Raw genomic sequence first — 20,045 nt, forward strand, 5'->3', positions numbered from 1 at the left:
CCATCGCATCGCCGACAACGGTCGTAACGGCGAAACCCGCAACGCCCATTCCGACGATGACCGCAGCCGGCGCGACAGCGGCTTCGGTCGCGGCCGTCGCGCCGGCGATCAAACCGGCGACGCCGGTCATCGCATCGTCGCAGAAGCCGGAAGCGCGCGTGAACATGACGCTCGCCACAGCCGCGCCGGTTCCGGCAAAGCCGACGACGCAAGCGCCCGCGCCCATCGCTCGCGCGATCGAACAGCCCCGGAATACCGCGACGGTGGCCTCGCTCGACAAGCCCGCCGCGCCCGTCGCCCGTCCCTCCGAACAGCCTCGCGGCACCGCGACGATCGCCTCGCTCGACAAGCCCGCCGCGCCCGTCGCCCGTCCATCCGAACCGGCTCGCGGCACCGCGACAATTGCCTCGACCGGCAAGCCTCCCGCGCCCGTTGTCCGCCCCTCCGAACAGCCTCGCAGCACCGCCACGGTCGCCTCGATCGACAAGCCTGCGCCCGTCGTTCAGCCAGCGCCGGAGCCGCTTCCCGCAGCCGTCGCCCGCAGCATCGCGGCGGCTCAGCAAGCGCTTGCCAGTCGCGATCTCGCGTCGGCGCGCCGTCACATGCGCGGCCTCGCCGCAAGCGAGCCGCGCAGTCCCGAAATCCAGCAGCTCGCGGCCGAATTGTCGCGTCAGGAACGTGCGCGCGACGGTGCGATGGCGAGCGCACGCACCTGCGCCGCGAACATGGACCCGGCGTGCGCATTGCGCAACGCGCGCCGCGCGGTCGCGCTTGACCCACGCAACGGACAGACGCAGGCGACGCTGCGCCGCGCGCTTGCGGTGCAGAACGAGACCAACACCGAGTACTTCCAGCAGGCCAGCGGCATACCGAAGCCGATCGTTCCGACGATGACCTACGACGGACGCTGGAGCGCCGGCACGCGCCACCCGGCGATGTCGGGCGATCAGGACGATTCGCGCTTCTCGCTCTTCGGCCTGGGCGTGCCGGTCGTATCGAAGGGACGCGGCGACGCGCACTGACTGACATCGAAAAACATCGACCGACAAAGCATGATGCGAACGGAATAAGCCGCGACGCGCATTCGTTTAGAGGTGACGAACGAACTGACGGCGGACCGCTGCCGAAGGAGTCACCATCATGCAAACTGGATTGTGGAGCCGTGTCGTCGCTTGCGCCGCCGCGCTCGTCACGCTCGCGGGCATCGCCTCGTGCGGCGGCGGCTCGGATAACAACATGCCGACGGCGACGCGTTTCAAGATGTCGATCGTGGTCTCCGATGGCGCCGTGCCCGCGCCTCACACGGACGCGAATCTGAAGAACAGCTGGGGCGTCGCGTTCAACCCGAACGGCTTCGTGTGGGTCGCCAACAACGGCACGCAGACGGCCTCGCTCTACGACGGCAACGGCGTCGTTCAATCGCTGGTCGTATCGATTCCGCCGAGCGCCTCGGGGCCAGCCAATCCGACCGGAATCGTCTTCAACAAGGGACCGGATCTCACGCTCGCGCGCAACGGCAAGTCAGGTGTCGCCGCGTTCCTCTTCGCGGGCGAAGGCGGCTCGATCACCGCGTGGGCGCCCGCCGTCGACACGACGCACGCCTTCACCGCCGTCGATTCGAGCGCGTCGGGCGCCATCTACAAGGGACTCGCGATCGCCACGACTGCGGCGGGCACGCATCGCCTCTACGCGACCGATTTCCATAACAACACGATCGATGTCTTCGACGGCACGTTCACGAAGATCGCCGTGCCCGGCGGCTTCAAGGACACGCAGATTCCGGCGGGCTTCGCGCCCTTCGGCATTCAGGCGATCGGCTCGAAGATCTATGTCACCTACGCGAAACAGGACAGCGACGCCGAGGACGACGTGGCGGGCGCGGGCCAGGGCTTCGTCGACGTGTTCGACATCGACGGCAATCTGATGCAGCGCCTCGCGGCGAACGGACCGCTGAATGCGCCGTGGGGCGTCGCGCAGGCGCCCGGCAACTTCGGCACCTTCAGCAACGATATCCTCGTCGGCAATTTCGGCGACGGCGCGATCAACGCGTTCGATCCGAACAGCGGCGCGCTCGTCGGCCAGCTCACGAACACCGACGGCACGCCGCTCGTGCAGCATGGCCTGTGGGGCATCGCGTTCGGCAACAACCTGAACGCTCAGCCGTCGAACACGCTTTTCTTCGCCGCCGGGCCGAACGCCGAAGCCGATGGCGTGTACGGCCGCATCGACATGCAATGACGCACACGCCGCGTTTCCCTGGGCGATGACGCTGGCCGCGGACGGCTGGCCGTCCGAAAGCGCATCGCCACACTCGGCGCCGCCCGCGGTTGGGGCGGCGCATTTTTTTAGCCGATGCGAACCGCGCCCCGGCGCGCGCGGACCAAAAGCGCGGCTTGCTAGAATGCGCGCTTCAACTCCCGCTCATCCGATGGACCTCGAAACCCTCCTCTTCTCCCAAGGCTTCGGGTCGCGCCGCCAGTGCCGCGGCATCGTGGCCGAAGGCCGCGTGCGCATCGCGGGCATCGTGCGCGACGATCCGCACGCCGATCTTTCCGTCGCGCCCGGTCTCGAATTCGAAATCGACGATCGTCTCTGGACGTATCGCGAGAACGCGTACATCGCGCTCAACAAGCCCGCGGGCTACGAATGCTCGCGCGATCCGCAGCATCATCTGAGCGTGTTTCATCTGCTACCGCCGCAACTCGCCGCGCGCGGCGTGCAGTCGGTCGGCCGGCTCGATCAGGACACGACCGGACTGTTGCTGCTCTCCGACGATGGCGCGTTCGTGCATGCGTTCACGTCGCCCAAACGCAAGGTGCCGAAGGTCTATCTCGCGACCGTGCGTCATCCGCTCGACGATGAACAACTCGCGAAGTTGCGCGACGGCGTGCTGCTGCACGGCGAGTCGAAGCCGAGCGCCGCGCTCGCGGCCGAACGGCGCGACGAGCGGCTGCTCGAACTCACCGTGCTCGAAGGCAAATATCATCAGGTGAAGCGCATGGTCGCGGCCGCCGGGAATCGCGTGGAGAAACTGCATCGCGAGCGGGTCGGCGGTTATGCGCTGCCCGATTCGCTCGGCGAAGGCGCGTGGCGCTGGCTCGACGACGCCGATCTCGCCGCGCTGCGAGAAGCACCCGACACAACGCCATAACGCCATAACGCCATAACGCCGCTTCAAAGCCTGCTTCAAAGCCGCGCCGAACGCGCCGCATCGCCGGTTTTCACCGCGTTCTCGCCTTCATCGATTCCCATTGAGCATACAAATCGGTATATCCGATCATCACGCGCGCTGCGGCGCAGCATGCCTTCCGCGATCCGCACTCATATACTGGTCTAACGGATACCAAAAACGACTACGAAAAAAGCAGGAGGGCATCATGGTCTCCCACTCGACCGCCGCGCTGATTGCGTTCGTCGCGCTGTGGGCTGTCCTCATCGGGGTGCTGGGCGTCGTCACGCACAGGCGCCATAAGTATTCGCCGAATCTCATCGGCGCATTGATCGGCGCGTTGATGTGCTTCGTCCTGCTCGAAACGATCCCGGCGCTGATCTAGCTTCGCGCGTTCTCCTTCAGGAATTCGTCGACCGTCGGATGACGCAGCACATAGCCCAATTCGCGTTTCAGGCGCGAATTGGCGAGCCGTCGCGATTCGCGCATGAATGAGAGCGTGACCGGTTCGAGGCGCGTTTGCGCTTCGCTGCGCGAAATGCGCGGCACGCGCGGCAGGCCGTATGCATCGGCCACGCGGTCGAAGTAATCCGCCATGCGCAAATCCGTGTCGTCCGAGGCGTTGATCACGCGTTGCGCACGCCCGCGAGCGAGCGCCCGCACGAGAATGGCCGCGAGATCGTCGGCGTGAATGTGGTTCGTGTAGACGTCGTCCGCTTCGACGAGCGCGGGCATGCCCTTTTCGATGCGCGCGATCGGCAAGCGATTGGCCGCGTAAATGCCCGGAATCCGCGCGATCGACACGCGCCAGCCGCTCTGCACACCCGCCGCGCGCAACTGCCTCTCCGCCGACACGCGCCGTCGCGCACGTTCGTTGCCGGGCCGCGCGGGCCGCGTTTCGTCGATCCACGCGCCAGCGCAGTCGCCATAGACGCCCGTCGTGCTCGCGTAGACGAAACGCGTGCCGGGGCCGTTCCGGCGCTTCGTAGCCGCACGAAGACCGTCGGGTACAATGAAAGCCGTTTTTCCGGCGCGATCCGGATGCAGCCAGTGACTCGCGGCGCCGCGCGCCACCGAGCGGCGCGTACTGCGCAACGCGGCAATCAGCGTGCGCGTGCGGCGGTCCGAATCGCCATCGCGCTGCGGCGGCGCGAGGTGCAGCACATCGCGCGCGAGGCCCGCGAGCCGTCCGAGGCTGCGGCGCAAATCGAGATCGCCGGAAATGGGCGTCGCGCCCGCCGCGCGCAATTCGCCAGCGCGCTCGGGATGATGCGTAAGCGCGACGACGCGGGGCGCGGCGGCGCGCGCATGCAGAAGCGGCAGCGCGCGCATGCCGACATCGCCGCATCCGACGATCAGAATACGCGCGCGGCGAAGGTTTCGAGTGGCGATCATCGGAGCATTCTATCCGTCGCCTGAAACGCGCGCGCGGCGTCCGAAAAGACGAACGAGACAACTCCACACAGCGCAGAAAATCGATCTATGGCTTTCAACGTAACGCTCCGGCAAAGCGGCCGGCAGTTTCAAGTAGAACCCGACGAACCCGTACTGACCGCCGCGCTGCGCCAGGGCATCGGCCTGCCGTACGGCTGCAAGAACGGTGCGTGCGGCTCGTGCAAGGGCGCGGTGGTGAGCGGCGAAGTCGAGCAGGCGCCGCATTCGTCGTCGGCGCTGTCGAACGACGAAAAGACGCGCGGCATGGCCCTCTTTTGCTGCGCGACCGCGCAGACGGATTTGACCATCGACGTGCGTGAAGTCGCGGGCGTAGGCGACGTGCAGGTGAAAAAGCTGCCGTGCCGCGTGAACGCGCTCGAACGCCGCGCCGACGACGTCATCGAGTTGAAACTGCAGTTGCCCGCGAACGAACGCCTGCAATATTACGCGGGCCAGTACATCGAATTCATTCTGAAGGACGGCAAGCGCCGCAGCTATTCGATGGCGAGCCCGCCGCATCACGAAGGGCCGCTCGAACTGCACGTCCGCCACATGCCGGGCGGCACGTTCACGGATCACGTGTTCGGCGCAATGAAGGAGCGCGACATCCTGCGCTTCGAAGGCCCGCTCGGCACGTTCTTCCTGCGCGACGAGTCCGAAAAGCCGATCGTGCTGCTCGCGTCGGGAACGGGCTTCGCGCCGATCAAGGCGATCATCGAACATGCGGTGTTCAAGAATCTGAACCGCCCGATGACGCTCTATTGGGGCGGCCGCCGCAAAAAAGACCTCTACATGATGGAGCTCGCCGAACAATGGGCGCGCGAGGTTCCGAACTTCCGCTTCGTCCCGGTGCTTTCCGAACCCGAAGCAGGCGATGGCTGGACGGGCCGCACGGGCTTCGTTCATCGCGCTGTCATCGAAGATCTGCCGGACTTGAGCGCCTATCAGGTGTACGCATGCGGCGCGCCCGTGATGGTGGAATCGGCTCAGCGCGATTTCACGCAGCATCATCGGTTGCCGGAGGACGAGTTCTACGCGGATTCGTTCACGAGCGCGGCCGATCTCGCGCATCCTGTGTGATGTTGCACGTAATCTGCACGCGGACAAAAAATCCGCGTGCACGGTTTACACGCGGCAACCGCTTAACGTATCCTTCGCGAATGCTCAAAACCCTGAACGCACTTCGACGTCGCCGCTCGCCGCTCCCCTAGGGATGCCGCTGGCTCGTCACACATTGCGCTCACGGTTCGGTTTGTTCGAAGCGTACGAAATGAAGCCACGGAAATCCGTGGCTTTTGTTTTTTCCGCACCACTTTTCTCTTTTGCCTCGTGGAGCCCGCCGTCATGAATTTCAATGAGTACCCCGTCGATTCGCTGATGTACATCACGAACCGCCCCGAGATCGTGTTCACGCACGGCAAAGGCTCGTGGCTCTACGACAATACGGGCAAGCGCTATCTCGACTTCATCCAGGGCTGGGCCGTGAACTCGCTCGGCCACTGCAACGAAGGCATGATCGAGGCGATGGAGAAGCAGGCACGCACGCTGATCAACCCGTCGCCCGCGTTCTACAACGCGCCGATGGCGCAGCTCGCAGGGCTGCTCACCGCGAACAGTTGCTTCGACAAGGTGTTCTTCGCCAACAGCGGCGCGGAAGCCAACGAAGGCGCGATCAAGCTCGCGCGCAAGTGGGGCAAGAAATTCAAGAACGGCGCGTACGAGATCATCACGTTCGACCACAGCTTCCACGGCCGCACCCTCGCGACGATGTCCGCGAGCGGCAAGCCCGGCTGGGACACGATCTACGCACCGCAAGTGCCGGGCTTCCCGAAGGCCGATCTGAACGATATCGCATCGGTCGAGAAGCTCATCACCGGGAAAACCGTCGGCGTAATGCTGGAGCCGATTCAGGGCGAAGGCGGTGTCATTCCCGCGACGCGCGAATTCATGCAGCAACTGCGCGAGCTGACGAAGAAGCACAACATTCTGCTCATCGTCGATGAAGTGCAAAGCGGTTGCGGCCGCGCGGGGACGTTGTTCGCGTATGAGCTTTCGGGCGTCGAGCCGGACATCATGACGCTCGGCAAGGGTATCGGCGGCGGCGTGCCGCTCGCGGCGCTCCTGTCGAAGGCTGACGTCGCGTGCTTCGATGCGGGCGATCAGGGCGGCACCTACAACGGCAATCCGCTGATGACGGCGGCCGGCTATTCGGTGATTTCGCAGCTCGTCGCGCCGGGCTTCCTCGAAAGCGTGCGCGAGAAAGGCGAGTATCTGAAGCAGGAACTGCTGAAGCTCTCCGATGAGCGCGGCTTTAACGGCGAGCGTGGCGAAGGCCTGTTGCGCGCGCTGCTGCTCGACAGCGACAAGGGTCCGCAGATCGTCGAGAAGGCGCGTCTCATGCAACCGGACGGCCTGCTGCTCAACGCGGCGCGCCCGAATCTGCTGCGCTTCATGCCCGCGCTCAACGTGACGAAGGACGAGATCGACCAGATGATGACGATGCTGCGCTCGGTGCTCGATTCGCTGTGATCATCCGCACTTTCGACGCAGGCGATCGCGATGCCGTGATCGCCCTGTGGCGCGACGTGTTCCCCGAGTACGCGGACGCATCGCGGCCGCAGCGCGATCCCGCGCGGTCGATCGCCAACAAGATGCAGATGCAGCCGGAGCTGTTCTTCATCGGCTCGCTCGACGATGTCGTGATCGGCACGGTGATGGCCGGTTACGACGGGCATCGCGGCTGGGTGTATTCGCTGGCGGTCACGCCGGCGCTGCGCGGACGCGGATTCGGCGGCGCGTTGATGAAGCACGCGGAAGCCGCGTTGACGAAGCTCGGCTGTCCGAAAGTGAACCTGCAGATTCTCTCGTTCAAGACAGAGTTGCGCGGGTTTTACGAGAAGCTCGGCTATCGGATGGACGAAGTGGTGAGTCTCGGGAAGCGACTATAAAAAAGCCGACTGTCGCGAGACAGTCGGCTTTCGTCCAACCGGGCCACAGGCGAAATTACTCGCCCAGATAGGCCGCCCGAACCTTCGGGTCATCGAGCATGGTCTTCGCGTCGCCGGTCATCGTGACCGTGCCGGAGTCCATCACGTAACCGCGATTCGCCGCCTGCAGCGCGAGCCGCGCGTTCTGTTCCACGAGCAGCACCGTCAGCCCTTCCTTCGAGATTTCGCGCACGACTTCGAAGATCTTCTCGACCATGATCGGCGAGAGACCCATCGAAGGCTCGTCGAGCAACAGAAGCTTCGGACGCGAGAGCAGCGCGCGCGCCATCGCGAGCATCTGCTGTTCACCGCCCGAGAGCGTGCCCGCATACTGCGACGCGCGCTCTCTCAGACGCGGGAAGAAGCCGAACATGCGCTCGGTGTCCTTCTGAATCGCGGCGGTATCGTTGCGCAGATACGCGCCCATCTGCATGTTTTCGAGAATGGACATGCGCGCAAAGATGCCGCGGCCTTCCGGCACCATCGCGAGACCGCGTTTCAGAAGTTCGTGCGTCGGCACGCCCTTGATCGACTGACCCATGTACTCGATATCGCCGCCCGAATACGGCTTGAGACCGGTGATCGCCTTCATCGTCGTGGTCTTGCCCGCGCCGTTCGCGCCAATCAGCGTAACGAGTTCGCCCTGCGCGACTTCCAGATCGACACCCTTCACCGCCTGGATGCCGCCGTAATTCACCTGCAGACCCTTGACCTTCAACATCGCGTTAGTGGTCGCCATTTAGTGCACCCCCGCACCCAGATATGCCTCGATCACCTTCGGGTCCTTCTGCACGTCCTGCGGCAGACCTTCGGCGATCACCTTGCCGTAATCGAGCACCGTCATGCGGTTGCACAATCCCATCACGAGTTTCACGTCGTGTTCGATCAACAGAATCGTCTTGCCGTCCGAGCGGATCTTGTCGAGCAGACGCGTGAGTTCCACCTTCTCGGTCGCGTTCATGCCGGCGGCCGGTTCGTCGAGCGCGAGCAGCTTCGGATCGGTCGCCAATGCACGCGCGATTTCGAGGCGACGCTGATGCCCGTACGACAGATTGCGCGACGTGTAGTCCGCGTATTGCAGCACGCCGACGTATTCGAGCAGTTCGAGCGCGCGTTCCTTGATCTCGCGCTCTTCGCGGCGTTCGGCCGGCGTCTGAAACACCGCGCCGATCAGACCGTGCTTCGTGCGCACGTGGCGTCCGACCATCACGTTTTCGAGCGCGGTCATGCCGCCGAACAGACGAATGTTCTGGAACGTGCGCGCGATGCCGGCCTTCGCCACCTGATACACGGCGGTCGGCGTGTACGCCTGGCCGTCGAGCCGGAACTCGCCCGAATCCGGCGTGTAGAGACCCGTGATCACGTTGAAGAACGTCGTCTTGCCGGCGCCGTTCGGGCCGATCAGGCCATAAATCTCGCCTTCCTTGATTTCGAGCCGCACATCGGATAACGCCTGCAAGCCGCCGAAACGCTTGTTCACGCCCGTGACGGAAAGTCGTGTTTGCTTATCGCTCATCTTTCAGTCCCCCGCCTTTAAGCACGCACCGGCTTCTTGCCGCCGCGCTTCGCGATCTTCGCGATCTTGTCTTCGTGTTTAGCGGCGGGCCACAGGCCTTCCGAGCGATACAGCATGATCAGCACCATCGCCAGACCGTACAGCAACTGGCGGATGACTTCGGTATCGACGATCTGATGACCGAAGATGGCGTTCTGCAGCGGACCCATCGTCGAGCGCAGGAATTCGGGGAACACGGCGAGCAGCACCGCGCCGAGAATCACGCCGGGGATGTGACCCATGCCGCCCAGCACCACGCACGCCAGCACGACGATCGATTCCCAGAACGTGAACGATTCCGGCGACACGAAGCCCTGGAACGCGCCGAACATCGCGCCCGACAGCCCGCCGAACGACGCGCCCATCGCGAACGCCAGCAGCTTCACGTTACGGGTGTTGATGCCCATCGCTTTCGCGGCGATTTCGTCCTCGCGGATCGCGGCCCATGCGCGGCCGATGCGCGAGTGCTGCAGACGCGTACACACCCAGATCACGATCAGCGCGCCGATCACGAACAGGTAGTAATACATGTAGACGGACGGGAACTTCATGCCGAAGAATTCGTGCGTCTGCGACAGGTTGAAGCCCGCCACCGTCACCGGATCGATACCCGTGATGCCCTTCGGACCGTTCGTGATGTTGATCGGCCGATCGAGGTTGTTCATGAAGATCCGGACGATTTCCCCGAAGCCCAAAGTCACGATCGCGAGGTAGTCGCCGCGCAGACGCAGCGTCGGTGCGCCGAGCAGCACGCCGAAGGTCGCCGCGAGCGCCATCGCGCAGGGCACGATGAGAAGGAATGGCACGTGCAGGCCGCCCGGCGCGAGATGCGCGATCCATTCGAATTGCGAGGTCAGTTGCGGCGACGACAGCAAGGCCGCCGTGTACGCGCCGACCGCATAGAACGCGATATAGCCGAGGTCGAGCAGGCCGGCGAAGCCGACCACCACGTTCAGGCCGAGCGCGAGCATCACGTACAGCATCGCGAAGTCGAGCACGCGGACCCAGTAGTTGCCACCCGCCGCGCCGATCACCATCGGTGCGGCGATCACGAATGCGGCGGTGAGAATGCCGACGACGAGTGTCTTCGTCGTGTTCTTCTCGGGGATGAGCGTCGCGGACGGCTCAATCGGTTGAATCGAAGTCATTTTTTTGAGCTCCTCACACGTTCTTTAAGCGCGGTCCGCGACACGTTCGCCGAGCAGACCCGACGGACGGAACACGAGCACGATGATCAGCACGATGAAGGCGAACACGTCCTGGTAGTTGGAACCGAAGACGCCGCCCGTCAGATTGCCGATGTACCCGGCGCCCAACTGTTCGATGAGACCGAGCAGCACGCCGCCGACCATCGCGCCGCCGAGGTTGCCGATACCGCCCAGCACCGCCGCCGTGAACGCCTTCAGGCCCGGAATGAAGCCCATGTAAAAGTGCGCGTTGCCGTATTCCGACGCGATCATCACGCCTGCCAGCGCGGCCAGCGCCGAGCCGATCATGAAGGTCGCGGAAATCACGAAGTTCGGATTCACGCCCATGAGCGAGGCGTTGGCCGGGTTCTCGGCGATGGCGCGCATCGCGCGGCCGAGCTTGGTCTTGTGTACGAGGAGCAGCAAGCCGGCCATCACGATGAACGCGACGACGATGATCACGATTTCCGTCATCGAGATCACCGCGCCCGGACGGGTTTCGTCGGCGGCGATGATGTTGATCGGATCGGTCGGGAGAAGCTGCGGGAACGCGAGCGGATTGCGGCCCCAGATCATCATCGCGATGGTCTGCAGCAGGATCGACACGCCGATCGCGGTGATCAGCGGCGCGAGACGCGGCGCTTTACGCAGCGGCCGGTACGCGACGCGCTCGATCGTGTAACCGACGAGGGCGCAGACGACCGCGGCGACCACAAGCGCGATCGTCAGCATGATCGGTCCGGGCAAGCCGGGCGCGTGATTCTGCATGACGCCGATGGCCGAGAGCGCAACCATCGCGCCGACCATCAGCACGTCGCCGTGCGCGAAGTTGATGATGCCGAGAATGCCGTACACCATCGTGTAGCCCAACGCGATGATGGCGTAGACGCTGCCAAGCACCAGACCGTTGAGGACCTGCTGGATGAAAATATCCATTTAAAGCTCCTTAGCCCCGTGCGATTCGATAACGCCTTTATCACCGACCGATAAACCGGTGTGAAGCGAAATCTGAAGCGGCACTGCGCGTACTTTTAAAAAACCGGTAAGGGTTGAGCGCCGATCGTCCGCCCGCGGCCGGATGAGGCTGCGAGCAGTTCACGGACGGATACGAAAACAGCGCCGCCGGATAGCTGGCGCCGCCAGACTGCCTACTGCTTGACGACGTCGAGTACGTCCTTCTTCTTGTCCTTGAAGTCGTACAGCGTGATGGTCCCCGCCTTCAGATCGCCCTTGTCGTCGAATGCGATATGCCCCGTCAGACCGTTGTAGTCGGTCGTGGCGATCGCAGCGAGCACCTTGGGCGCTTCGATGGAGTTCGCACGCTTCATTGCATCGACGATCACGTACATCGCGTCATACGTGAACGGCGCGTAAATCTGCACTGGCGAGTGAAAGCGCGCTTCGTACTTCTTCTCGAAGTCGGCTCCCTTGTCCATCTTCGAAAGCGCGAGTCCCGCCTCCGAGCAGACGATGTTTTGCACCGCGTCGCCCGCGAGTTCGGCCACCTTGTCGGTGCAGACGCCGTCGCCCGCGAGGATCTTCGCCTTGATGCCGAGCGCCGCCGCTTCCTTCGCGAACGGGCCGCCCGTCACGTCCATGCCGCCGTACATCACGACGTCCGGCTGGATGCGCCTGATCTTCGTGAGAATCGCCTTGAAGTCGCGGGACTTCTCGGTGGTCGCTTCGCGAGCGGCGACCTTCACGCCGCCGGCCTGCACGCTTTTCACGAATTCGTCGGCGAGGCCGCGGCCATAGGCGCTGGCGTCGTCGACCACGACCACTTTCTTCGCATGCAGCGTTTTCATCGCGTAGCTGGCGAGCACGGGGCCTTGCAGTGCGTCGGTCGCGACGACGCGAAACGTCGTCTTGTAGCCTTGCTTCGTGTACTGGGGATTCGTCGTCGACGGCGAAATCTGTGCGATGCCCGCATCGCTGTAAATCTTCGACGCCGGAATCGACACGCCCGAGTTCATGTGGCCGATCACCGCGACCACATGGTCATCGACAAGCTTCTGGGCGGCTTCGGTGCCGACACGCGGATCGGCCGCATCGTCCTGGCCGTCGAGTTCGAGACGGATGGAATGCCCGTCGATGGTCAAGCCCTGCGCGCTGATTTCTTCCAGCGCGAGACGCGCGCCGTTTTCATTGTCCTTACCGAGGTGGGCCTGCAGGCCCGTCAGTGGCGCGACATGGCCGATCTTCACGACAGTCGCCTCGCTCGCGGGCGCTGGCGCCGGTGCGGACGCAGCCGGCACGGCGACGGCACTGGCTGCCGACGCTGCCGTGCTCGCTCCGCCTTCGTCCTTCTTGCCGCATGCGGATGCCATTGCAACCGCAGCCGCGATGGACACGGCGTGAGCAAACTTGAATCGCATCAAATAGGTCTCCTGCGCCTCTAAAAACGGTTGTCATGGACCCTTCTGGCCTCAAGACGCGCGCATTGTAACGCTAAATATGAGACGAGCAATATTCTTGCGTGGCGGGGTTTTCCAGCATTGCAACCGTCATTTTCGGGCGATTTTCCGGCAAAAGCGCAACCGGGTTGCGATTCGCTTTTGTGCAGCAGTTGCACCATAACGGAAACAGGTTTAATCCGACGGGTTTCGACGGTTACGTTTGCTTATCGGATTTACGGGGAAACCCTGAAGCCATTTACAAGAAAATGCTCAAGGCGACGCGTGCGCCAGGACGGTGCTTGACACTTGGTTTCGTATCTTGTGGCGAGGTTCCTTTTCGATGCGGCGCCGCGTTCTCTGAGCGAAAAAAAAGCGCCCGGAGGCGCTTTTTCTCTGAGATGAGGGCGGATCACTGCGGCAGCGATAGCCCGCGCGGCAACGGAAACGAAATCGTCTCTTCGATTCCTTCGAGCGAGCGCACGTTGCGCACGCCGAGTTCGCGCAGGCGCGCGATGACGGCCTGAGCCAGCACTTCCGGAGCCGAAGCGCCCGCCGTCACGCCGATGCGCTTCTTGCCTTCCACCCATGCCGGATCGATCTGCGTCGGCGAATCCACCATATATGCGGGAATGCCGCGCTTCTCCGCGACCTCGCGCAGACGGCTCGAATTCGAGCTGTTCGGGCTGCCGACGACGATCACGACATCGCACTGCGGCGCGAGAAACTTCACCGCGTCCTGGCGGTTCTGCGTCGCGTAGCAGATGTCCTGCTTCTTCGGCTCCTTGATCTCGGGAAACTTGCTCTTGAGCGCGCCGATGATGGCGGAGGCGTCATCGACCGAAAGCGTCGTCTGCGTGACGAACGCGATGCGCTGCGGATCGGGCAGATCGAGCTTCAGCACGTCGTCGATATCCTCGACGAGATGCATGCCCTCGCCCGACTGACCCATCGTCCCTTCGACTTCGGGATGGCCTTTGTGACCGATCATCACGATGTCGAAGCCGTCCTGACGCATCTTCGCGACCTCGATATGCACCTTGGTCACGAGCGGGCACGTCGCGTCGAACACGCGCAGGCCGCGCGCCTCGGCTTCGCCGCGCACCGCTTTCGAGACGCCGTGCGCGCTGAAAATCAGCGTGGCGCCTTCGGGCACGTCGGAGAGCTCTTCGATGAAGATCGCGCCCTTCTTGCGCAGATCGGCCACGACATACGCGTTATGCACGATCTCGTGGCGCACGTAGATGGGCGCGCCGAAGAGCTTGATCGCGCGCTCGACGATCTCGATCGCGCGATCGACGCCCGCGCAAAAGCCGCGCGGCTGCGCGAGCAGGATTTCGACGTCGGTCTGAACTTCGTTGAGGCTTTCAATCATGGTTACAGAATTCCGATGATTTTCACTTCGAAGACTAGCGCCTGGCCCGCGAGCGGGTGATTAAAGTCGAACAGGGCCGCGGTTTCGCCGACTTCCTTCAACACGCCGGCGTAGCGTCCGCCGTTCGGCGCGTTGAATTCGACGAGATCGCCAGGAGAAAAATCCTCGCCGATCATGCTGTTTTCGCGCAAGGTCGCGAGCGACACCCACTGAACCAGTTCCGGATTGCGCGGCCCGAACGCCTGATCGGGCGTTAGCTGAACGGTCGAGTGGTGGCCGACCTTCATGCCCAGCAAAATCTCTTCCAGCGGTTCGGCGAGCTGACCCGCGCCGAGCAGGAGCGTCGCGGGCTTGTCGGCGAACGTATTGACGATGTCCGCACCATCGGCAAGCGCGAGCCGGTAATGAAGCGTGACGTGCGAACCGGGTTTCACCTCGGAGATATCGATGATGCTCATGAGTATTGGATGTGGCCGTTCGTTTGAAGGCAGGGCGCGGACCCCGCATGGGGCGGCTCTTCGGCGCATGGCGGCGAACCGCGCGGCGCCGGTGCGAACCGGGCGCCAAAACCGCTATTGTAAGACAGAGTTGTGTCAGGACGCGTCATGCGACGCAGTCCCGTGTGCGCTCGCCCGCGCGACAAGACGTCCCGGAGGACCGCGATGAACGCTGATCCGCGGCTCATACAGCCGCTCGACGAGCCCGACGACAGCCCGCCCGCAATCGCGCCCCTTATTCCCATCCGCAAGTGGGCGCGCGCCGACCGGCCGCGCGAACGCCTGCTGGATGCGGGTCCCGCGTCGCTGTCGGACGCGGAACTGTTCGCTTTGTTCCTGCGCACGGGCGTCTGCGGCGCAACGGCCGTCGATGTCGCGCGCCAGCTTCTGCGGCGCTTCGGGTCGCTGCGCGGCGTGCTGGACGCGTCGGCGGCGGAATTGCGCGAGCTGCGGGGCATCGGGCCAGCGCGCGCGGCGACGCTCATCGCCGTGTCGGAGCTGTGCCGGCGCGCGCTCGCGGAAAAGGCGCGCGATCGCGAACTGCTGAATGCGCCGGGCGCGGTCGAAGACTATCTGCGGCTCTTGATCGGCACGCGGCCTTACGAGGTGTTCATCTGCCTCTATCTGGATGCGCGTCATCAGTTGCTGCATGTCGAGGAGTCGGCGCGCGGCTCGCTCACCCGGGTCGCCGTCTATCCGCGTGAAATCGTGCGGCGCGCGCTCACGCTGAACGCGGCCGGGCTCATCGTCGCGCATAATCATCCGTCCGGGGGCGTGGAGCCGAGCGCGAGCGACCGGCGGCTCACCAAGACGCTGCAGGACGCGCTCACTCTTATCGACGTGCGGCTGCTCGATCACATCGTCGTGGCGGCGAACGAAGTGTTCTCGTTTGCGCGGCACGGCTGGCTGTGACGGCGGGAAGTCCCAAAAAGGGTTTGATATTGCAGCGTTTTTCCTGCTAAAATCCGCGTTTGCTTTTCTCAACCCGCCTGTTCTGAACGAATGCAGTCCTCATTGGCATAACCGTGCTGCCAAGTCCCCGATCGGCAAATTGGGCGATAAGAGGCATCGAAACGAAGCGCGCGAAAGCGAGTTGCTTTCATTCGAGCGTTCGGCTCAGACTCAACGTGTATTAGGAGTGTCACCATGGCACGCGTATGCCAAGTAACTGGGAAAGGCCCGATGTCGGGCAACAACGTTTCCCACGCAAACAACAGGACCAAGCGTCGCTTCCTGCCGAACCTGCAGAATCGCCGTTTCTTCGTTGAAAGTGAAAATCGCTGGGTGCGTCTGCGCGTTTCGAACGCCGGCCTGCGCCTGATCGACAAGAACGGTATTGACGCCGTGCTCGCAGACCTGCGCGCACGCGGTGAAATCTAAGGAGCACGCACATGGCCAAGGGCGCACGCGACAAGATCAAGCTGGAATCGACCGCAGGCACGGGTCACTTCTACACGACGACCAAGAACAAGCGCAACATGCCGGAAAAGATGCTGATCAAGAAATTTGATCCCGTCGTCCGCAAGCACGTTGACTACAAGGAAACCAAGATCAAGTAAGTCGCTTTTTCTCCGTCTGCATGGAGATAGACCCCGCTTGATATTGAGTTGCCTGTACGAAGACAGCAAAAAGCCCCGCGCACCCGCGGGGCTTTTTGTTTTCCGACGCCGCTTTTCATACGCTTTGCACACGATCGTGCGGGGGTTTTTTCTGTCACGGAATGTTCATGCGCGTTATATTTGCCGGCTATCGGCGAAGAACACGGACGGAGAACCGGCAGCATGAATTTCGATGTAGCGATCGTAGGGAGCGGGCTCGCGGGTCTGAGCGTCGCGCTGAATCTGGCTGAAACGCGACGCGTCGCGATCCTCGCCAAGCGCGCGGCGAACGTCGGCGCAAGCGACTGGGCGCAAGGCGGCATCGCGGCGGTGCTGGATTCGGCCGACAGCGTCGACAATCACGTCGACGATACGCTCGTCGCGGGCGGCGGCCTGTGCGACGAGGCCGCGACGCGCTTCATCGTCGAGAACGGGCGCGCGGCAATCGATTGGCTCATCCACGAAGGTGTGCCCTTCACGCGCGATGTCTCGGCCGAACTCGGCTTTCATCTGACGCGCGAAGGCGGCCATAGCCATCGCCGCATCATTCACGCGGCGGACGCGACCGGCCACGCGGTCGTCACGACGCTCAGCGAGCGCGTGCGAAACCATCCGAACATCACCGTTCTCGAAGATCACTACGCAATCGACCTGATCACGTCGGACCGCCTCGGGCTGCCGGGTCATCGCTGCCACGGCCTCTATGCGCTCGATCTGAACACGGGCCGCACGGTCACGATTCAGGCGCCGCACACCGTGCTCGCGACGGGCGGCGCGGGCAAGGTCTATCTCTATACGACCAATCCCGACACGTCGACCGGCGACGGCATCGCGATGGCGTGGCGCGCGGGTTGCCGCATCGCGAACATGGAGTTCATCCAGTTCCATCCGACCTGCCTGTTTCATCCCTACGCAAAGTCGTTCCTGATTTCCGAAGCGGTGCGCGGCGAAGGCGGCATCCTGCGCCTGCCCGACGGCACGCGCTTCATGCCCGCGCACGACGAGCGCGCCGAGCTTGCGCCGCGCGATATCGTCGCGCGGGCGATCGACTTCGAGATCAAGAAGCGCGGCATCGATTGCGTGTATCTCGACATCAGCCACCAGCCGCGCGCGTTTCTCGAAGAACACTTTCCGACGATCCTCGCGCGCTGCCGCGAATTCGGCATCGATATCGCGAAGCAGCCGATCCCCGTCGTGCCCGCCGCGCATTACACCTGCGGCGGCGTGGTCACGGATCTCGCGGGGCGCACGGATCGTCCGGGGCTGTATGCGGTCGGCGAAACCTCGTACACGGGGCTGCACGGCGCGAACCGGCTCGCGAGCAACTCGCTGCTCGAATGCCTCGTGGTCGGCCGGGCGGCGGCGCAGGCGATCGAAGCGGACGGCTTCTCGAACGGCTGTCACGCCGAATTGCCCGACTGGGACGAAAGCCGCGTGTCCGATCCGGACGAGGAAGTGGTCGTCGCCCACAACTGGGACGAACTGCGGCGCCTGATGTGGAATTACGTGGGCATCGTGCGCACGGACAAGCGCCTCGCGCGCGCGCAGCATCGAATCGCGCTGTTGCGCGACGAGATCCACGAGTACTACGCGAATTTCAAGGTGAGCCGCGACCTGCTGGAGTTGCGCAATCTCGTCGATGTAGCGTCGCTGATCGTCGAAAGCGCTTGCTCGCGGCGCGAGAGCCGCGGCCTGCACTACAGCCGCGACTGGCCCGCGACCTTGCCGAAGGCGCTGCCGACGGTGCTGATGCCGCCGGTCGCGCGCCGCACGAGCCTTTAGCGTTTAGATCAGGCGCATCGAAAAGTCGGCCGCGCGCACGTCCTTCGTGAGCGAGCCGACGGAGATGCGATCGACGCCGGTATCCGCGATCGCGCGCACCGTGTCGAAGTTCACGCCGCCCGACACTTCGAGCAACGCGCGTCCGGCCGTGATGCGCACGGCGTCGCGCATCATGTCGAGCGTGAAGTTGTCGAGCAGGATCGATTCCGCCCCAGCGTCAAGCGCCGTTTCGAGCTGCTCCAGCGTTTCCACTTCGATCTGAATCGGCACGCCTGCGTTCAACGCAAGCGCCGCCTCCATTGCCGCGCGGACACCGCCCGCCGCCGCGATATGGTTTTCCTTGATCAGAATGCCGTCATACAGCGCAAGGCGCTGGTTCGCGCCGCCGCCCACGCGCACCGCGTACTTCTGCGCGAGCCGCAAGCCCGGCAGCGTCTTGCGCGTGTCGAGAATCCGTGCGTGCGCGCCCTCGATTGCATCGACATAGCGGCGCGTCGCGGTCGCGACGCCCGACAACAATTGCAGAAAATTGAGGCCGTTACGCTCCGCCGTCAGAAGCGCGCGCGCGGGGCCGTGCAGCAGCACGACCGGCGAGTTCGCCGCCATGCGATCGCCTTCGCGATACTGCCATTCGACTTCGATCGTCGGATCGACGCGGCGCATGACTTCATCGAACCAGGGCGCGCCGCACAGCACCGCTTCCTCGCGCACGATAATGCGCGCGGTGCGACGTGCGTCGGCGGGCACGAGACGGCCGGTGTGATCGCCCGCGCCAACGTCTTCATCGAGCGCATCGACGACATTGCGCGCGAGCGCGGCGTCGAATGCTTCGCCGTATTGTTTGCGGACTTCTTCGAAAATCGCCGGATAAGTCGCTGGATAAGTCATTACGCGGCTCCCACGTTCGAGAACAGCGAGCGGTCTTTGGCAAGATCGCCGCTCGCCTGCACGCGTTTCTTGTGACGCGCGGCGAAGTCGAGCATGCGGTCGATCGGCACGCGCGCGCGCAGCCCGATCGCCGGATCGACGTGAATCTCGTTGTGACCGCGTTCCAGCACCTCGGCGAGATTGGCGAGACCGTTCATCGCCATCCACGGGCAGTGCGCGCAACTTTTGCAGGTTGCACTGTTGCCGGCGGTCGGCGCTTCGATGAAGGTCTTGCCCGGCGCGGCGAGCCGCATCTTGTGCAGAATGCCGAGATCGGTCGCGACGATAAAGCGTTTCGCGTCGAGCTTCACCGCGGCGTCGATGAGTTGCGTGGTCGATCCGACCACATCCGCGAGTGCGACGACGCCTTCCGGCGATTCCGGATGCACGAGAATTTTGGCGTCGGGATATTCGTTTCGCAGCAGATCGAGTTCGATGCCCTTGAACTCATCATGAACGAGACACGAACCTTGCCACAGCAACATGTCCGCGCCGGTCTTCTTCTGAATGTATCCGCCGAGGTGACGATCGGGCGCCCACAGGATTTTTTCGCCGCGCGCGTGCAGATCGGCGACGATTTCGAGCCCGATCGATGACGTGACCATCCAGTCCGCGCGAGCCTTCACGGCCGCGCTCGTGTTCGCGTAGACGACCACCGTCCGGTCGGGATGCGCATCGCAGAACGCGGAGAATTCGTCGGCGGGGCAGCCGAGGTCGAGCGAGCAGGTCGCGTCGAGATCGGGCATCAGCACGCGCTTGTCCGGGCTCAGGATCTTGGCTGTTTCACCCATGAAGCGCACGCCCGCAACGACCAGTGTTTTCGCGGCGTGATCGCGGCCGAAGCGCGCCATTTCGAGCGAATCGGCAACGCAACCGCCGGTTTCGTCGGCGAGTTCCTGGAGTTCGGCGTCGACATAATAATGTGCGACGAGCACAGCCTCCTCCCGCTTCAGCAGCGCGCGAATGCGCTCCTTCAACTCGCGCTTGCGCTCGGCCGACGGTGCGTCCGGCACGCGCGCCCACGCCTCGCCCACTCCACACGTCAGGCCTTGCGGCCGGTCGTACTCGACGCTCCTGATCGCTTCCATGTCCCTGTCCCCTGCTCCGTGCCAACTACGTGATGCGAGAATCGGCTGCACAA

At 63.8% G+C, this 20,045-nt stretch carries 20 protein-coding genes and 1 pseudogene; 11 read left to right on the top strand and 10 right to left on the bottom strand.

Annotation, left to right across the window (positions count from 1 at the left end; translation table 11 throughout):
* The 4 genes and pseudogenes from AWB82_RS19900 to AWB82_RS37975 all read left to right on the top strand — a co-directional run.
* A pseudogene (locus tag AWB82_RS19900) lies at nt 1–1,022 on the top strand (hypothetical protein); the annotation flags it as partial.
* A gap of 118 nt (nt 1,023–1,140) precedes the next feature.
* Nucleotides 1,141–2,238: a TIGR03118 family protein gene (locus AWB82_RS19905; RefSeq protein WP_086970237.1), complete on the top strand. Its 1,098-nt coding sequence runs from the start codon at nt 1,141–1,143 to the stop codon at nt 2,236–2,238.
* 190 nt (nt 2,239–2,428) lie between these two features.
* Nucleotides 2,429–3,151, top strand: coding sequence for a pseudouridine synthase (locus AWB82_RS19910; RefSeq protein ID WP_086970240.1), 723 nt, complete (start codon nt 2,429–2,431; stop codon nt 3,149–3,151).
* 226 nt (nt 3,152–3,377) lie between these two features.
* Nucleotides 3,378–3,554 (top strand): hypothetical protein, encoded by a 177-nt coding sequence (locus AWB82_RS37975; RefSeq protein ID WP_200818152.1) that lies wholly within the window; start codon nt 3,378–3,380, stop codon nt 3,552–3,554.
* On the opposite strand, the gene AWB82_RS19915 is transcribed toward AWB82_RS37975, so the two are convergent.
* On the bottom strand, nt 3,551–4,564 hold the full coding sequence (locus AWB82_RS19915; protein ID WP_086970242.1) for an NAD-dependent epimerase/dehydratase family protein: 1,014 nt from the start codon (nt 4,562–4,564) through the stop codon (nt 3,551–3,553). The genes AWB82_RS37975 and AWB82_RS19915 overlap by 4 nt on opposite strands.
* Nucleotides 4,565–4,651: 87 nt before the next feature.
* Here AWB82_RS19915 and AWB82_RS19920 point away from each other — a divergent pair, with 87 nt between their 5' ends.
* The 3 genes from AWB82_RS19920 (at nt 4,652) to AWB82_RS19930 (ending at nt 7,551) form a co-directional block, all read left to right on the top strand.
* Nucleotides 4,652–5,683, top strand: a complete 1,032-nt coding sequence (locus AWB82_RS19920; protein ID WP_086970244.1) for a CDP-6-deoxy-delta-3,4-glucoseen reductase — start codon at nt 4,652–4,654, stop codon at nt 5,681–5,683.
* 264 nt (nt 5,684–5,947) lie between these two features.
* A complete protein-coding gene (locus tag AWB82_RS19925; RefSeq protein WP_086970246.1) occupies nt 5,948–7,132 on the top strand; it encodes an acetylornithine transaminase in 1,185 nt (394 codons plus the stop codon).
* A complete protein-coding gene (locus AWB82_RS19930; protein ID WP_086970248.1) occupies nt 7,129–7,551 on the top strand; it encodes a GNAT family acetyltransferase in 423 nt (140 codons plus the stop codon). The genes AWB82_RS19925 and AWB82_RS19930 overlap by 4 nt, the downstream gene beginning before the upstream one ends.
* 55 nt (nt 7,552–7,606) lie before the next feature.
* Here the strand turns inward: AWB82_RS19930 and AWB82_RS19935 are convergent, their stop codons facing one another.
* The 7 genes from AWB82_RS19935 to AWB82_RS19965 all read right to left on the bottom strand — a co-directional run bounded on the left by AWB82_RS19935 (nt 7,607) and on the right by AWB82_RS19965 (nt 14,558).
* Nucleotides 7,607–8,329, bottom strand: coding sequence for an ABC transporter ATP-binding protein (locus AWB82_RS19935; protein WP_200818153.1), 723 nt, complete (start codon nt 8,327–8,329; stop codon nt 7,607–7,609).
* Complete coding sequence (locus tag AWB82_RS19940; RefSeq protein ID WP_086970250.1) at nt 8,330–9,106, bottom strand: ABC transporter ATP-binding protein; 777 nt, start codon at nt 9,104–9,106, stop codon at nt 8,330–8,332.
* 17 nt (nt 9,107–9,123) lie between these two features.
* Nucleotides 9,124–10,293, bottom strand: coding sequence for an ABC transporter permease subunit (locus AWB82_RS19945; RefSeq protein WP_086970253.1), 1,170 nt, complete (start codon nt 10,291–10,293; stop codon nt 9,124–9,126).
* 24 nt (nt 10,294–10,317) lie between these two features.
* Nucleotides 10,318–11,268, bottom strand: a complete 951-nt coding sequence (locus AWB82_RS19950; RefSeq protein ID WP_086970255.1) for a branched-chain amino acid ABC transporter permease — start codon at nt 11,266–11,268, stop codon at nt 10,318–10,320.
* A gap of 212 nt (nt 11,269–11,480) precedes the next feature.
* Nucleotides 11,481–12,707 (bottom strand): branched-chain amino acid ABC transporter substrate-binding protein, encoded by a 1,227-nt coding sequence (locus AWB82_RS19955; RefSeq protein WP_086970257.1) that lies wholly within the window; start codon nt 12,705–12,707, stop codon nt 11,481–11,483.
* A 430-nt stretch (nt 12,708–13,137) separates the two neighbouring features.
* Nucleotides 13,138–14,100, bottom strand: coding sequence for a 4-hydroxy-3-methylbut-2-enyl diphosphate reductase (gene ispH, locus AWB82_RS19960; RefSeq protein ID WP_086970259.1), 963 nt, complete (start codon nt 14,098–14,100; stop codon nt 13,138–13,140).
* 2 nt (nt 14,101–14,102) lie between these two features.
* Nucleotides 14,103–14,558, bottom strand: a complete 456-nt coding sequence (locus AWB82_RS19965; protein WP_086970261.1) for an FKBP-type peptidyl-prolyl cis-trans isomerase — start codon at nt 14,556–14,558, stop codon at nt 14,103–14,105.
* Nucleotides 14,559–14,762: 204 nt separating this feature from the next.
* Here AWB82_RS19965 and radC point away from each other — a divergent pair, with 204 nt between their 5' ends.
* The 4 genes from radC (at nt 14,763) to nadB (ending at nt 17,977) form a co-directional block, all read left to right on the top strand.
* On the top strand, nt 14,763–15,509 hold the full coding sequence (gene radC, locus AWB82_RS19970) for a RadC family protein (protein ID WP_086970263.1): 747 nt from the start codon (nt 14,763–14,765) through the stop codon (nt 15,507–15,509).
* A gap of 234 nt (nt 15,510–15,743) precedes the next feature.
* On the top strand, nt 15,744–15,977 hold the full coding sequence (rpmB, locus tag AWB82_RS19975) for a 50S ribosomal protein L28 (RefSeq protein WP_035968094.1): 234 nt from the start codon (nt 15,744–15,746) through the stop codon (nt 15,975–15,977).
* Between the two features lie 11 nt (nt 15,978–15,988).
* Nucleotides 15,989–16,156 carry a 50S ribosomal protein L33 gene (gene rpmG, locus AWB82_RS19980; protein ID WP_006050116.1) on the top strand — a complete coding sequence of 56 codons (168 nt, stop codon included), beginning with the start codon at nt 15,989–15,991 and terminating at the stop codon, nt 16,154–16,156.
* Nucleotides 16,157–16,378: 222 nt separating this feature from the next.
* Complete coding sequence (gene nadB, locus AWB82_RS19985) at nt 16,379–17,977, top strand: L-aspartate oxidase (RefSeq protein ID WP_086970266.1); 1,599 nt, start codon at nt 16,379–16,381, stop codon at nt 17,975–17,977.
* Between the two features lie 3 nt (nt 17,978–17,980).
* Here the strand turns inward: nadB and nadC are convergent, their stop codons facing one another.
* Nucleotides 17,981–18,865, bottom strand: coding sequence for a carboxylating nicotinate-nucleotide diphosphorylase (nadC, locus tag AWB82_RS19990; protein WP_086970268.1), 885 nt, complete (start codon nt 18,863–18,865; stop codon nt 17,981–17,983).
* On the bottom strand, nt 18,865–19,992 hold the full coding sequence (nadA, locus tag AWB82_RS19995; RefSeq protein WP_086970270.1) for a quinolinate synthase NadA: 1,128 nt from the start codon (nt 19,990–19,992) through the stop codon (nt 18,865–18,867). The genes nadC and nadA overlap by 1 nt, the downstream gene beginning before the upstream one ends.
* Between the last annotated feature and the right edge of the window lie 53 nt (nt 19,993–20,045).

The sequence above is a fragment of the Caballeronia glebae genome, from assembly GCF_001545035.1.
GTDB classification, from domain to species: Bacteria; Pseudomonadota; Gammaproteobacteria; order Burkholderiales; family Burkholderiaceae; genus Caballeronia; species Caballeronia glebae.

Coding starts and splice junctions, on each gene's coding strand:
- nadC (WP_086970268.1), bottom strand. CDS start 18,865: ATGACTTATCCAGCGACTTATCCGGCGATTTTCGAAGAAGTCCGCAAA.
- AWB82_RS19955 (WP_086970257.1), bottom strand. CDS start 12,707: ATGCGATTCAAGTTTGCTCACGCCGTGTCCATCGCGGCTGCGGTTGCA.
- AWB82_RS19910 (WP_086970240.1), top strand. CDS start 2,429: ATGGACCTCGAAACCCTCCTCTTCTCCCAAGGCTTCGGGTCGCGCCGC.
- radC (WP_086970263.1), top strand. CDS start 14,763: ATGAACGCTGATCCGCGGCTCATACAGCCGCTCGACGAGCCCGACGAC.
- AWB82_RS19915 (WP_086970242.1), bottom strand. CDS start 4,564: ATGATCGCCACTCGAAACCTTCGCCGCGCGCGTATTCTGATCGTCGGA.
- nadA (WP_086970270.1), bottom strand. CDS start 19,992: ATGGAAGCGATCAGGAGCGTCGAGTACGACCGGCCGCAAGGCCTGACG.
- AWB82_RS37975 (WP_200818152.1), top strand. CDS start 3,378: ATGGTCTCCCACTCGACCGCCGCGCTGATTGCGTTCGTCGCGCTGTGG.
- nadB (WP_086970266.1), top strand. CDS start 16,379: ATGAATTTCGATGTAGCGATCGTAGGGAGCGGGCTCGCGGGTCTGAGC.
- AWB82_RS19905 (WP_086970237.1), top strand. CDS start 1,141: ATGCAAACTGGATTGTGGAGCCGTGTCGTCGCTTGCGCCGCCGCGCTC.
- AWB82_RS19935 (WP_200818153.1), bottom strand. CDS start 8,329: ATGGCGACCACTAACGCGATGTTGAAGGTCAAGGGTCTGCAGGTGAAT.
- AWB82_RS19940 (WP_086970250.1), bottom strand. CDS start 9,106: ATGAGCGATAAGCAAACACGACTTTCCGTCACGGGCGTGAACAAGCGT.
- AWB82_RS19950 (WP_086970255.1), bottom strand. CDS start 11,268: ATGGATATTTTCATCCAGCAGGTCCTCAACGGTCTGGTGCTTGGCAGC.
- AWB82_RS19945 (WP_086970253.1), bottom strand. CDS start 10,293: ATGACTTCGATTCAACCGATTGAGCCGTCCGCGACGCTCATCCCCGAG.
- rpmG (WP_006050116.1), top strand. CDS start 15,989: ATGGCCAAGGGCGCACGCGACAAGATCAAGCTGGAATCGACCGCAGGC.
- AWB82_RS19925 (WP_086970246.1), top strand. CDS start 5,948: ATGAATTTCAATGAGTACCCCGTCGATTCGCTGATGTACATCACGAAC.
- rpmB (WP_035968094.1), top strand. CDS start 15,744: ATGGCACGCGTATGCCAAGTAACTGGGAAAGGCCCGATGTCGGGCAAC.
- ispH (WP_086970259.1), bottom strand. CDS start 14,100: ATGATTGAAAGCCTCAACGAAGTTCAGACCGACGTCGAAATCCTGCTC.
- AWB82_RS19920 (WP_086970244.1), top strand. CDS start 4,652: ATGGCTTTCAACGTAACGCTCCGGCAAAGCGGCCGGCAGTTTCAAGTA.
- AWB82_RS19965 (WP_086970261.1), bottom strand. CDS start 14,558: ATGAGCATCATCGATATCTCCGAGGTGAAACCCGGTTCGCACGTCACG.